Origin of the sequence: Actinopolymorpha pittospori, assembly GCF_014873875.1 — a bacterium.
In the GTDB taxonomy this organism is placed as follows: domain Bacteria; phylum Actinomycetota; class Actinomycetes; order Propionibacteriales; family Actinopolymorphaceae; genus Actinopolymorpha; species Actinopolymorpha pittospori.
This window is the reverse complement of the sequence record NZ_JADBEM010000001.1, coordinates 9797407-9810327: the sequence shown is the minus strand read 5'-3', so window position 1 is coordinate 9810327 and position 12921 is coordinate 9797407. Positions and strand designations below refer to the sequence as shown.

The window sequence follows — 12921 nt, the reverse complement described above, 5'->3', positions numbered from 1 at the left end:
AAGGGACCACCTGATGGCCAGGCGCAGGGTGTTGCTCACCGGGGCGGCGGGCGGTGTGGCACGGCTGTTGCGACCGGGCCTGACCGACCTGGACGGCTACGAGGTCGTACTCACCGACCGCGTGGACGTTCCCGGCGGTGTGGTCGGTGACCTCGCCGACCCCGAGTTCGTCGCGACCGTCACCAAGGGGATCGACGCGATCGTGCACCTCGCGGCCAACCCCGACCCGGCCTCCTCCTGGGACCAGCTCCGGGTGCCGAACGTCGAGGTCGTCGCGGCCGTGCTGGGGTCCGGAGTGTCGCGGATCGTGCTCGCGAGCTCCGCCCACGTGATGGGCCAGTACGTCGGAGCGGACCGGCCACTCGTCGACCCGGACTGGCCGGTCGCCCCGTGTTGCGCGTACGGCGCGACCAAGGCGTTCGCCGAGGCGATGGGCCGTGCGCACGCCTACCGGACCGGCGCCCGCGTGGTGGCGCTGCGGCTCGGCGCGACGACGGCGGAGCCGCCCGCCAGCAGCGCGCTGTCCAGCTGGCTCGGCCCCGCGGACCTGTGCCAGCTCGTCGTCCGCGCGCTCGAGGCCGACGTGTCGTACGCCGTCTGTGCGGGCGTCTCGGCCAACACCCGCACGACCTGGGACCTGCGCAACCCGCTCGGCTACCGGCCGGTCCTGGACTCCGAGGACTACGCCGCCTCGGTGCCGGTCGACGACGGTTGGGGACCCTGCACCTGACCCGGCGACGGCGTGTCACGTCCGGCTGTGGGGGCGGATAGTGTCGGCCTTCTCCGACCAGGAGAATCGTTGTGACAGCGTCAGGAAGGGAGGTCGCCGTGGCCACCCCCCACCAGGTGATCCTCGACACCGACATCGGCTCCGACGTCGACGACGCGCTCGCCCTCGCCATGCTCTTCGGATCGCCCGAGGTCAACCTCCTCGGCGTGACGACGGTCTATGGCGACGTCGCGGTGCGGGCTCGGATCGCCCGCCGGCTCGCTCGTCTCGCCGGCCATGACGGGCTCACCGTCGTCCCCGGGGCCGAACGGCCGCTGACCGGCCAGGAGGCCTGGTGGGCGGGCTTCGAGGGCCGGCTCTACCACGACCTCGGCGGCGAGGCCTTCGTCGACGACGGCACCACGGCCGCGGAGTTCCTGACCCAGACGGTGAAGGACCGGCCGGGCGAGGTCGACGTCGTGGCCATCGGCCCGCTGACCAACGTCGCCGAGGCGATCCGTGCCGACCAGTCCTTCGCCCAGACGGTGCGCAGGCTGTACGTCATGGGCGGCCGGTTCGACCAGCCCGAGCCCGAGCACAACTTCCGCAGCGACTCGATCGCCGCGGCCGAGGTCTTCGCGTCGGGCATCCCGGTGACCGTCGTCGGCCTGGAGATCACCACGCAGGCCAGGATCGAACCCGACCACCTGGGCGAGATCGCCGCCGCCGGTGCGCTCGGCCGCCAGCTCGAGGCGGAGGTTCGCCAGTGGTGGGGCTTCACCGGACACCAGTCCAACGTCCCGCACGACCCGCTGGCCGTCCTCGCCATGCTCCGGTCCGACCTGTTCACCACCCGTCCCGCGGGTGTCTGGATCGAGGCGGAGGGTGAGCAGGCCGGACTCAGCGTCGCCCACGACGACCCGACCAGCCCGACCAGTGTCGTCAGCTCGGTGCACCTTCCCCAGGCGGTCGACCGGACCGTGGAGCTCATCACCACGGCCGGCCACAGCGGCCCGTCCTGAACCGCTCCCGCCGGGCCGCCAGCCGGGCCAGGTCAGGTCGGGCGGCGCTCACCCGTCCCTCCGGTCCCGTCTCCCTCGGTGCGCAGACCGACCTCCTGCGCCAGGATGGCGGCCTGGACCCGGGAACGCAGGTCGAGCTTGCCGAGCATCCGGGACACATGCGTCTTCACCGTGGTCTCGCTGATGAACAGACGTTGCGCGATCTCCTGGTTGGACAGGCCCTCGCCCACACAGGCCAGGACCTCGCGTTCGCGGTCGGTGAGCAGCTCGAGGCCGGGTGACTGGCGTACCGGTGGAGGCCCGCTCGCCGCGAAGGCCGTCATCAGGCGTCGTGTCACACCCGGCGCCAGGACGCCGTCGCCCGCCGCGACCAGCCGGACCGCCTCGATCAGCCGCGGCGCCTCCACAGACTTGAGCAGGAAGCCGGCCGCACCGGCGCGCAGCGCCGCGTAGACGTACTCGTCCAGGTCGAACGTCGTCAGCACCAGCACGGCGCACACCTCGTCGCGGACGAGCTCCCTCGTCGCCTCGATGCCGTCCATCCGCGGCATCCGGACGTCCATCACCACCACGTCGGGGCGCAGCGTCCGCGCCATCGTCACGGCCGTCGCCCCGTCGGCGGCCTCGCCGACCACCTCGATGTCCTCGGCGCCGCGCAGGATCATCGCGAGGCCGGCCCGGATCGCGGCGTGGTCGTCGGCGAGGAGGACCGAGACGGTCACGAGACCAGTCCTTTCGTGGGGAGTTCGGCATGCACCAGCCAGCCGGTGGGGTCCGGGCCGGCGAAGAGGGTCCCACCGATCGCCTGGGCACGCTCCCGCATGCTCACCAGCCCGACCCGTTCGGCTCGGCGGTCGCCCTCGGCGCGGACCCGCGGCAACAGGTCGTTGGCCACCTCGACGACGAACCGGTCGTCGCGGTGTTCCAGGCGGACCCGGGTGCGCGCGCCCGGTGCGTGGGTGGCGGCGTTGGTGAGCGCCTCCTGCACGATGCGGTACGCCGTCAGGTCCACGGCCGCCGGCAGCGGCTCGGCCTCGGCCTGGTCGCGCCGAGCGACGTCCACCTCGACCCGCAGCCCGTTCGCGCGCGCGGAGTCCAGCAGCCGTTCGAGGTCGGCCAGCCGCGCCGGAGCGGTCCACTCCCGCGGCGGGTCGGCGCCTTCGTCCGCCCGCAGCATCCCGATCATCGCCCGCATCTCCGTGAGCGACTGGACGCTGTTCTCCCGGATGGAGCCGAGCACGGTCCGTGCGGTGGGGGGATCGTGGCCGGCCATCGACAGCACCGCCTCGGACTGCAACGCGATGGCGGACAGGTGGCCCGCCACCACGTCGTGCAGGTCCCGGGCCATCCGGGCGCGCTCGGCCACCACCGCCGCGCGCCGGTCGAGGTCGGCGATGGTGGCGAGCTGTTCTGCCCGGACGCGTTCGGCGACCGCCATCTCCCGGTGGTTGCGCACGTTCATGGCCCACCACACCGGGATGACGGGGACGGTCGCGATCTGCAGGGTGGTCAGGACGGCCTCGCGCCAGTCCGCCATGAGGACCAGACCGGCCACCAGCGTCACCAGGGGGATCGCCGCCGCGACACCGACCTGGAACCTCGCCATCCGGCGGGAGCCGTACAACGTGGAGGCGAACAGCAGCTCACACATCACCAGCACGATCGGCAGACTCACGTGCAGCACGACGTCGATCACCAACGCGACCATGCCGATACCGAGCGCGACGACCGGACGACGGGCCCGCAGGAGCGAGCCGACACAGGCGAACCCGAGGATGAGCAGCCGGACCCACAGCGGGAACGCGGAGCTTCCCGGGGAGGACAGCGTGTCCAACCCGGCGACGTAGAGCAGGGTCCCCAGCACGAACTGTCCGAACGCCACGAGCGGATCCCGCCAGGGCGGTCGCACCCACCAACGGTTCCACTCGGAGTTCCACTCAGTCAGGCGCCGCACCTGGACATGAGACCACAGCGCGGCGAGCCGTCGCGTCGGCGACGAGCAGGAGGATCCGCGCGGCGGCGTCGATCGAAAGGATGACCCCCGGTCGTACGGTTCCCCGATGTCGCCTGGACCCGCGGGCTTCGAGGCTTGGCGACATGACCGAACTGCTGCGCCAGAGGGCGCGTCCGAAGGCCCCGACGTACCCGCGCATCCTGGCCCTGGACGTCCTGCGCGGGCTCGCGATCCTCGGGACGCTCGGGACGAACGTGTGGATCTTCACCAATCCGGAGGGCCCGCCGAGCGCTCTGGAGGCACCGACGACGGACACCCTCGCCGGAGCGGTCGAGATGGTGCTGCGCTTCTTCGCCAACGGCAAGGCGCTGGCACTGCTGACGCTGCTGTTCGGGATCGGCCTGGAGCTGCAGTACCGCTCCGCGCGCAAACGGGGCCGCCGCTGGCCCGGCTGGTACCTCTGGCGGGCCGGCCTGCTGTTCGTCGAGGGGCTGCTGCACTACGTGCTGGTCTTCGAGTTCGACGTGTTGATGGCCTACGCCCTGACCTCGGTCGTCGTGGCGTTCCTCGTCGGTCGCAGCGACCGCGCCGTGCGCTGGTGGATGATCGTCGTCGGTACGTTGCACCTGCTCTTCGTCGGGCTGGTCACCCTCGGCATGAGCATGGTCTCGGCGTCCAACCAACCGCTGGTCGTGCCCAGTCGCCCGGACCTGTTCACCCACGGCGGCTACCTCGAGCAGCTGTCGGACCGGCTCACCCTGGCACCGTTCTACCGGCTCGAGGCGATTTTCATCCTCCCGCTCGGCATCGTGTTGTTCCTGGCCGGCTCCCGGCTGCTGCGCGCCGGGGTGTTCGACGACACCGCGAAGGGTGCCCGGATCAGGGCCCGGCTGATGGTCGTGGGGCTGGGTGTCGCGTTCCCGCTGAACGCCGTCACGATGTTCGTCCTGGGGCCGAGTTGGGCGCTGGTCGACCGGTACGTCCTGGCACCGGTCGTGGCGTTCGGTCTGCTCGGTCTGGTGACAACGCTGCTGCACCGGATGCGCGCAGGGCGGCCCGGAATCCTCCGCCGCGGGTTGACCGCGGTGGGCCGGACCGCCCTGTCGTGTTACGTGTTCCAGAACCTTCTCGCCGCCGTGCTGTGCTACGGCTGGGGTCTGGGCCTGACCGCCCGCCTGGAGGGAGCACGGCCGTGGTGGGTGATCGGGGCCTACGTCGGCATCGTCGCCCTGTTCATGTCACTGTCCTCGCTGTGGCTGCGGCGTTTCGACCGCGGCCCGTTGGAGCTCATGTGGCAGTGGGCGTACCAGGCGCCGCAGCGGCGGCGCCCGGCCGCCGGGTCTACCCCGCCGCCCGTGGCAGCAGGGTGACCGTCGCCTCCGCCGTACGGCCGTTGACGGCGACCGTGAGGGTGATCGTGCCCGCGCGGTACGCCGTCAACGTACCGGTGGCCGGATCGAACGCCGCGATGTCCGAAGTCTCGCGGTCGCCCGGCTCGCCGATCCACAGGTTCGCCGATCCCGACCAGCGGTCGCTGACGGGATACGCCGCCGGGAAGGTCCTGCCGTGCTGCGTCAGGTTGGCCTTGACAGTGGCTGACGCGCCGGCGCGAACCTGCGCCGGTGCTTCGACGGCGAGCGCGTCCACGTGCGGGCGCACCTCGGTCTGGACCCAGGCCGGTGCGTCCCGCACCGGGTCGACGTGGGCCGCGTCGGACTCCTCCGCCGTCACCGGGTCGACACCCCACAGGGACCAACCCGTGAAGCCGCCCTCCGCCGGGGTGGTGGAAGGGGTCTTCGCGGAGTTGCCGTTGATGAAGTACGGCACCCCGTCGACCCGGCCGGCGTGGAACGTGCCCACGTGCCCACCGACGAACGCCGCACCCTTGCCGGTCGAGCGCTGGAAGTCGGTCAGCCAGGTCTCGATGGTGGCCGCCTCCTTGCGGTCGCTGAGCTCACTCGCGCGGCTCGGCGTCGGGTCACGCGGCGGAACGTGCTGGACGAGGACCACGGATCCGACGGCGGGGTCCTGCGCCGCCTTGTCGAGTTCGCCGCGCAGGGTGCCCAGCTGGGTCCAGTCGCTGCCCCGGATGGTCAGCCGGGACGTGTCGACCGTGACGAACCTCGTGCCCTTGTGGTCGAAGACCTGGCTCGTCGAACCGAAGACGGCCTTGAAGTTGTCGATGCTGCCGCCCATCACCTCGTGGTTGCCGGGCACGTAGTAGTAGGGGAGCGTGCCCTGCAGCTCCTCGTCGAGGACCCGCTTGGCCAGCGCGAAGTCCGCGGGCGACGCCTCGTCGACGAGGTCGCCGTCGATGATCAGGAAGTCCGGCTTGGCGGCCCTGATCTCCTGAAGGGTCCGGCGGGCGTTCTTCACCAGGTCGCTGTCGGGGTCACGCGCCACGAACTGCGCGTCCGACATCACCGCGAACTTCCAGGGCTGACCGCTCACGTCACCGTTCCGCACGATCAGCGGGTCGGTCACCGGCGCCTGGTCGGGTACGTCGATCGAGGGCGGAAGCAGCGCGGTGAGCTGGTCGATGACGATGTTGCCCTTGTACTGCGCGTCCGGCCGCGTCTCGGCCGAGTAGTAGCGACGCAGGGTCAGCGGGTAGGCCGTACCGGCCGGGACCGGGAACTCCAGCTGGTGCCAGCCGGGCTCGTCGAGGTAGCCGGCGCGCATGGCGGGCAACAGGGTGCCGGTCGCGTCGTACACCTGCAGGCTCGCCCACTCGCCGTCGCCCGCTGAGTTGACCCACAGGCGCAGCGCGCGTGGCTGGCCCGGGATCTGGATCGTCCCGGTCGGAACCGCGCCGCCGGTGCGGGTGGCCGTGGACTCGTCGAAGTTGTAGGTGAGGGCGAGGCCCTTGCCGACCCTGCCCTCGGCCGAGGCGACGGCGCCGGTGGCGCGTTCGCCGAAGTAGCCCCACTGGGACGCGTCCTCGAAGTCCGCGACGACGCGTTCCTCCAGGCCGACGGTGATCGGGAGCACGGTGGTGATGTCGCCGATCCTGATGGTGAGCAGGGTCGAGCCGACGGCCTTCTTGGCGGTCGCGGTGAACTGCCCGCTCTCGGTGGTGGTGAGGTCGAGCAGGTCGTGGTCGTAGGAGAGGGTGAGGTCCGCCGGCTCGATCGGCGCGCTGTAGCTCTCGCTGTCGTAGCCAAGGACGCCGAACGTCGTGCGGGCGCCGGATCCGGTGAGGGCCACCTGCTGTGTGGTGGCGCCGAGCCGGGTGAGCGGGCGCAGCACCTGCAGGGTGGCCGACCCGACGACCGAGCGGTCGTACGCCGAGACCGTCGCCGTGCCGGTCGTGCGGGCGTGGAAGACGCCGGACCGGTCGACCGTGCCCTCGGGCGTGCTGCGCCAGCGCGGCGTGCTCGCCGCCGGACCGTACGTCTCGTCGTACCCGGTCGCGGTCAGTCGCCTCGTCAGCCCGGGAAAGACGCGGTCGGGGCGAGCGGGAGCGATCGTGGAGGAGCCGGCCGCGCGTGCGGCGTCGAGCGCCGGCTCGACCCACAGGCCCTTCAGGATGCCGCTGCCCTTGGGTGCGAAGAGTGCGAGGCCGTTCGGGTCACGGCGTTCACTGCCGTCGGAGGGGCGGTTGTCCACCTGCACAGTCTGCTTGCCCGGCTTGCGGGTGGCGATCGTGGTGGAGCCGCCTCCGTCGAGGTTCACGGCGTTGTAGGCGCCGAGCTCGATCATCATGGTGGCCAGCTCGTCCAGGCCGAGGCCGTCGGAGAACGCCGGCTGGCGTCCGTCGGCCGTCAGCAGGAACATCCTGCGGCCGTCCTTGGAGAACCCGACGGCGGTACGCGGCGCGGCCGGGACGTTGTTCCCGGCGCTCGCCTTCTGCGGTACGCCGTTGACAACAAGCAGTTGACGGCCGTTGATCGCCGTACGGATCTCCTTGTCGTCGACGGTGCGGGCGCTGTAGTCGATGTTCACCGGCGCGCCGACGGTCAACGCCGCCAGCGTGTCGGCGCCCGCCTCGCGGCCGACCAGGACGAAACCGTTGGCGGGAATCTCGCCCTCGCCGGCCTGGGCGCGGACCGCGGTGACCTTGCCGTCGACGACCTCCACCTCGGCGACCTTCGCGGCGCCGGTGGTGGCCCGGCAGCGGCAGTAGGTGCCCCACAGCGGGGTGAACGCCTCGATGCCGCCCGCGGCGAGCGTGGGCTTGTTGACGCCCGCCAGCGACGCCTTGCCGCCGTCCGGAAGCGCGATGGTTCCCTGGAAGAGCACCGAGCCGATGCTGCCGATGCCCTCGGTGGTGACGATCGTGGCCGACTTCTGCCAGGTGGGCTCGCTGTCGGGGGACTGGATCAGCTTCCCGTTCTGGATCCCGACGCCGAGCGGCGCGTTGGAGTTGTTGATGTCGAAGAAGTCACCGTTGACGGCGGCGACGGCACCGACCTTGTTCGCCTGCTCCGAGATCGGTGCGCCGGCGGCCACGCGGCCGGGGAAGAGGTAGTCGACCGTCGTGCCCTTGGTGAGGTCGATGGTGAGCGAGTCCGACTGCAGCCAGTTCGGCGTCCCGGTGTAGGCGTCCGGGCCGTACCGGTCGAAGGACCGCATCGTGACACCGGGCGCAACAGGACGCGACGTGGAGTACGTCTCGAGCCGTGGCTCTACCTCGGCTGCCGCGGCCTTGGCGCGCGGTGCGTCGGCCGAGTCGCTCGCGGCGCTGTCGGAGGTCGACGAACCCAGATTGTGCCGCGGGTCCGGCAGCGCGCCGGGCCCGGTCGTCGCGGTGGGAGCGGTCGACGCGGTCGACGCGGACGGCGTGGTGCCCGCGATCGGGTTGGGTTCGGCGAGCGCGCGGGCGGTGGTGCCGGGGGCGAACCCGACACCGGTACTCAGCCATAAGGCGAGTCCGAGAACGATGAGTGCGCCGGAGCGAAGGCGCACGCGGATAGCGGTCGAAGCCACAGGTCCTCCCCAGGGATGCCGGTCGGCAACCTGCAGTGAACCTGAGCCGGAGAGGAGTTTCCAGACTTCAACGTGAAGTGGAAGAAAACACCGTACGGCCGCGCGGTGAGCGGGGGCGCTCCGGCGCGGGTCGGTGCGGGTGTGCGTGTGAGGGCAGCGTGGGGTCAGCGGGTCGGTGCAGGTGTCAGCGGGTCGGTGTCAGCACCTGGATCGGGTGGCCGTCGAGGAACGCCGCGATCGCCCGGACGGCCGAGGGGAACCAGTCCTCGTAGGTACGCCGCGTCACGTATCCGAGGTGCGGCGTCAGGACCGTGCGCGGCGCCCGCAGCAACGGGTGGCCCGTCGGGAGCGGCTCCTGGTCGAAGACGTCCAGGCCGGCCCCGGCGATCCGGCCGCCTTCCAGCGCGGCGACCAGAGCCGCCTCGTCGACGATCGGGCCGCGCGAGGTGTTGACGAGGTAGGCGGTCGGCTTCATCAGGCCGAGCTCGCGTGCGCCGACGAGGCCGCGGGTGCGCTCGCTGAGTTGGAGATGCACGCTGAGGACGTCAGCGCGTTCGAACAAGGTGTCCTTGTCCACGTGCTCGGCGCCGTACCGGCTCGCGGTCTCCGCGGTGAGATTCTGGCTCCACGCCAGGACGTCCATGCCGAAGGCCCGTGCGACAGGCACCATCGCGCGGCCGAGCCGGCCCAGCCCGAGCAGGCCGAGCGTCGTACCCGCCAGGTCGGTGCCAACCGAGGACTGCCAGCTGCCGGACCGGGTCGCCGCGTCCTCCGCCGGCAGGTGGCGGACGAGGCCGAGAATGAGAGCCCAGGCGAGTTCGGCGGTGGCGGTGCCGCTTCCGGGTGTACCGCTCACCACGACACCGTGGTCGTGAGCCGCCTCGAGGTCGAGGGACGCGTTGCGCATACCGGTGGTGATGAGAAGGCGGAGGCGGGGCAGGCGCTCGATGAGCGAGCGCCGGAAGGGCGTGCGCTCCCGCATCAACACCACGATCTCGTAGTCGTGCAGGCGCTCGACCAGTGCGTCCTCGTCGTCGAGATGATCGTGGAAGAACGCCACACTCGTACGGTCGGGAAGGCTTCGCCAGTCCGCCATGGACTGCGCGACCGACTGGTAGTCGTCCATGACCGCGATCGACGTCATCGACGTACGCTCCTCTCCTCGATGGCAAGCCCGCGCTGCCCCGCGTGGCGTCGGGCGCGTAGCCGGGGCACCGCTTGGGGCGTACGTACCATAGACCGCTCCGCCCGCGCGGACGCGTCACGGTGGCGTGCGACCTGGCCGGATCCGGCGGCCGGGGCAGCTTCGAGGATCGCCGCCGTACTCGTGTCGTGGGTCGTTGCGCGTGGCCGTTGCCGCGGTCGACGGCGTTGTCGCCATTGCTGTCGTTGTTGCCGTTGCCGGCGTTGGGAGCGGGGTGGGCAGCGGGGCAGCGGCGTCGAGCAGCGCGCGGGGTAGGACGGACGCGAAGCGCAACCCGCGATTGACAGACACGCGGCGCTGTATCGGCGGGGCCGCGTGTCGCTCACTGTGCCTTGGTGGTTGTACCTCGACGCCCTGCCTCAGTGATCGTCGAGGTCCGGGAAACGGGTCACCTGATCGCCTGTCGGTGACCGTCTTCTCGTACCTCGACGTTGCCCGGTGCTGCTGCGGAGCGCAGTTGTGGGGCTTGGAAGTTGACCAACAATTGTCAGGAAGAGTTTTCGCCGGCATGGCTGGATGCCCTTGTTTTGCAGGGGTTGTTGTCGGTGGTCGGGTCTAGGGTTTGGTCATGGACATCGACACCGGCAGTGCCAGCGGGGGTGCGGGTTTCGCGCATCCGTTGATGCGTTGGCTTGCCGATGTCGGTGCGGGTATTGACGCGGCGATCGAGTGTCCAACCCTGTCGTTGCCGTTGGATGGGCATGAGTCGGTGTTGCGGCAGATCGCTGTGTGCGAGGCGAAGCTGGCGTCGTTGCGGTTGTCGTTGACGCGGCAGGCCGAGCTGAACGAGGTCAGGAAGTTGACCGGCGCTGCGAATACGGCGGGGTGGGTGCAGCAGGTGACTCGGATGGGGCGTCGTGAGGCGTCGGTGTCGGTCCGGTTGGCGAAGGCGTTGGACCAGACGCTCCAAGCGACCGGTCGTGCTCTTGGCGCGAGTGAGATTTCGTTGGGTCAGGCACAGGTGATCGAACGCGCGATCCGCCGCCTCCCCAACGACGTCGACACCGCCGTAAAGGCGGAAGCGGAAGCATTCCTCCTGGACAGTGCTCAGGCCCTTGATGTCGATGACCTGGACAAGGCCGGCAAACACCTCTACGAAGTGATCGCACCCGAGGACGCCGAACGCCGGATCGGCAAGCAACTGGAAGAACAGGAACGCCGGGCTCGGGAGATCCGGACGTTGAGCTTCGGTCCGGTGCGCGACGGGATGGGCACCATGTTCATGCGCCTCGACGTGCCCACCCTCGCGATCCTGCAAGCACTCCTTGATCCACTCGCTCGCCCTGGCCCCACCGGTCCTGATGGGCCGGACGTGCGCAGCAGCGAGCGGCGTCTGGCGGACGCCTTCGCCGAACTCGTCGCCCTGGCCCAGGCTGCCGTCGACGCACCCACCCGCGGCGGCACACGACCACGCCTCACCGTGACGATGAACCACGACAACCTCGCCAACAAACTCGGCTACGCCACCCTCAACTCCGTGCTCACCGACTCCGGCCCCACCCACCTGAAGGTGCAGACCCACAGCGACGAGGACGGGAGCGGGGGACAGGCGATGATCGGTTACCGGATCACGGGGTCGCCGCTGTCAGCGACGCTGGTGCGGCAACTGGCGTGTGACGCCGAAATCATCCCCCGTGGTGCTCGGCGGAGACGGGGCCGTGCTCGACCTCGGCAGAGGGACCAGGCTGTTCACGCACTCCCAGCGACACGCATTGGCCGAGCGGGACGGCTACTTCTGCCACTTTCCCGACTGCCGACGAGCCGAGAAGTGGACCGAAGCGCATCACATCCTCATCACATCCAGCACTGGGTAGACGGCGGAGCAACCGACCTGAACAACGGCGTCCTCCTCTGCCAACACCACCACACCGTCATCCACACCCAAGGCTGGACCGTCCGCATGAGCAACGACGGCCACCCCGAATACATCCCGCCACCCTGGGTCACCCCCCACCAGAACGTCATCCGGCCCGACGACCACACCGTGATCCGACGCTGAGCGCCCACCCGGTGGGGTCAGGCCGCCCCACCGTTGTCGGTCATCCGTTCCCGCCGCAGTCGGTCATCGCCCACCGCCGTCGGCCAAACCGCCCCGGCCGACTCTCAGCCGGCGAAGGCAAGCGCCGGCAGACCACGAACCCCTGGCCGTGCGCGGAAGACAGCGCCAGCAAGCGGCTGTTCGTCGTCGGAGAGGCCCTGCCGCGAGGTCGTGATGTACAGCTCGTCGAGGTTGGGGCCACCGAAGGTACACGCGGTGACCTTGCTCGCCGGCAGCTCGACCACTCCGTCGAGAGCGCCCGTCGGGCTGTAGCGGCGTACGGCCGAACCACCCCACATGGCCACCCACAGGTAACCCTCCGCGTCGACGGTCATCCCGTCCGGGCCGCCGTCCTCGCTCGGGATCTCGACAAGGGGACGCCGGCTGTCGGCCACCAGCCCGGTGGAGGCGTCGTAGTCGAGGACGTCGATGCGGTGGGTCGCGGTGTCGATGTAGTAGGCCAGCTTGTGGTCGGGGGACCAGGCGAGCCCGTTGGAGACCGTGACCTCGGGAAGGATCGTGCTGACGTTGCGGTCGGTGTCGAGGCAGTACACCGAGCCCGCGCCCGGCGACCCCTTGTAGGCCATCGAGCCGCAGTAGAACCGCCCATGCGGGTCGCAGCCGCCTTCGTTCATGCGTACGCCGGGATCGGACCACAGCTCGCCCAACGACTCGACGTTGCCGTCGGCGTCCACCGTCGCGAAACCCCGCTCGATGGCGACGATCATGCCTCCCGCCGCGCGCGGACGGAACGCCGCCGCGACCTCTCCGACGTGCAGACGCTCAACGTCACCGGAGGACACATCGACGGTGAGGATGTCGCCGACCAGCATGTCGACGAAGCGCAGCCCGCCCCAACTCTCGTGCCACACGGGACCCTCGCCGTGCTGGGCGTGCGGTGGCGTGACCTGCTCGGCGTCCAAGGTGTCCTCCCCAGATAGCGGCGTATGAGCCCGATCAGCTCCGCGGCCGACCCGCAGCACCTGACCCTAGTCATCAACCGTGTCGGCATCCCTCCCCGGCGTCGACCAAGCAGACCGGCCGGATCCGGACGATGTCACGATC

The 12921-nt window shown here is 70.5% G+C and carries 9 protein-coding genes; 4 read left to right on the top strand and 5 right to left on the bottom strand.

Annotated features, from left to right (window positions below; translation table 11 throughout):
• Positions 1 to 13: 13 nt before the first annotated feature.
• Both HEB94_RS45270 and HEB94_RS45265 read left to right on the top strand, forming a co-directional pair.
• Entirely contained in the window at positions 14 to 730 is a 717-nt protein-coding gene (locus tag HEB94_RS45270) for an NAD-dependent epimerase/dehydratase family protein (protein WP_192755548.1), read from the top strand.
• A 98-nt stretch (positions 731 to 828) separates the two neighbouring features.
• The gene (locus HEB94_RS45265) at positions 829 to 1731 is read left to right on the top strand and encodes a nucleoside hydrolase (RefSeq protein WP_192755547.1); all 903 of its coding nucleotides are present in this window, start codon (positions 829 to 831) and stop codon (positions 1729 to 1731) included.
• Between the two features lie 32 nt (positions 1732 to 1763).
• Here HEB94_RS45265 and HEB94_RS45260 read toward each other — a convergent pair whose 3' ends face one another.
• Both HEB94_RS45260 and HEB94_RS45255 read right to left on the bottom strand, forming a co-directional pair.
• On the bottom strand, positions 1764 to 2453 hold the full coding sequence (locus HEB94_RS45260; protein ID WP_192755546.1) for a response regulator: 690 nt from the start codon (positions 2451 to 2453) through the stop codon (positions 1764 to 1766).
• Complete coding sequence (locus tag HEB94_RS45255; RefSeq protein WP_202896881.1) at positions 2450 to 3685, bottom strand: histidine kinase; 1236 nt, start codon at positions 3683 to 3685, stop codon at positions 2450 to 2452. The genes HEB94_RS45260 and HEB94_RS45255 overlap by 4 nt, the downstream gene beginning before the upstream one ends.
• 143 nt (positions 3686 to 3828) lie before the next feature.
• On the opposite strand from HEB94_RS45255, the gene HEB94_RS45250 reads away from it, so the two are divergent.
• Positions 3829 to 5055, top strand: coding sequence for a DUF418 domain-containing protein (locus tag HEB94_RS45250; RefSeq protein ID WP_202896880.1), 1227 nt, complete (start codon positions 3829 to 3831; stop codon positions 5053 to 5055).
• Here the strand turns inward: HEB94_RS45250 and HEB94_RS45245 are convergent.
• Both HEB94_RS45245 and HEB94_RS45240 read right to left on the bottom strand, forming a co-directional pair.
• On the bottom strand, positions 5027 to 8614 hold the full coding sequence (locus HEB94_RS45245; protein ID WP_337918424.1) for a phosphodiester glycosidase family protein: 3588 nt from the start codon (positions 8612 to 8614) through the stop codon (positions 5027 to 5029). The genes HEB94_RS45250 and HEB94_RS45245 overlap by 29 nt on opposite strands.
• A 184-nt stretch (positions 8615 to 8798) precedes the next feature.
• Positions 8799 to 9758: a D-2-hydroxyacid dehydrogenase family protein gene (locus tag HEB94_RS45240; protein WP_192755544.1), complete on the bottom strand. Its 960-nt coding sequence runs from the start codon at positions 9756 to 9758 to the stop codon at positions 8799 to 8801.
• Between the two features lie 628 nt (positions 9759 to 10386).
• Here HEB94_RS45240 and HEB94_RS45235 point away from each other — a divergent pair.
• Positions 10387 to 11817: an HNH endonuclease gene (locus HEB94_RS45235; protein ID WP_238361793.1), complete on the top strand. Its 1431-nt coding sequence runs from the start codon at positions 10387 to 10389 to the stop codon at positions 11815 to 11817.
• A 104-nt stretch (positions 11818 to 11921) separates the two neighbouring features.
• Here HEB94_RS45235 and HEB94_RS45230 read toward each other — a convergent pair whose 3' ends face one another.
• Entirely contained in the window at positions 11922 to 12779 is an 858-nt protein-coding gene (locus HEB94_RS45230) for an SMP-30/gluconolactonase/LRE family protein (protein ID WP_192755543.1), read from the bottom strand.
• Positions 12780 to 12921 lie beyond the last annotated feature (142 nt).

What these genes read in the sequence shown, in the direction of transcription:
- HEB94_RS45250 (WP_202896880.1), top strand. Translation starts at nt 3,829, where the DNA reads ATGACCGAACTGCTGCGCCAGAGGGCGCGTCCGAAGGCCCCGACGTAC.
- HEB94_RS45270 (WP_192755548.1), top strand. Translation starts at nt 14, where the DNA reads ATGGCCAGGCGCAGGGTGTTGCTCACCGGGGCGGCGGGCGGTGTGGCA.
- HEB94_RS45235 (WP_238361793.1), top strand. Translation starts at nt 10,387, where the DNA reads ATGGACATCGACACCGGCAGTGCCAGCGGGGGTGCGGGTTTCGCGCAT.
- HEB94_RS45240 (WP_192755544.1), bottom strand. Translation starts at nt 9,758, where the DNA reads ATGACGTCGATCGCGGTCATGGACGACTACCAGTCGGTCGCGCAGTCC.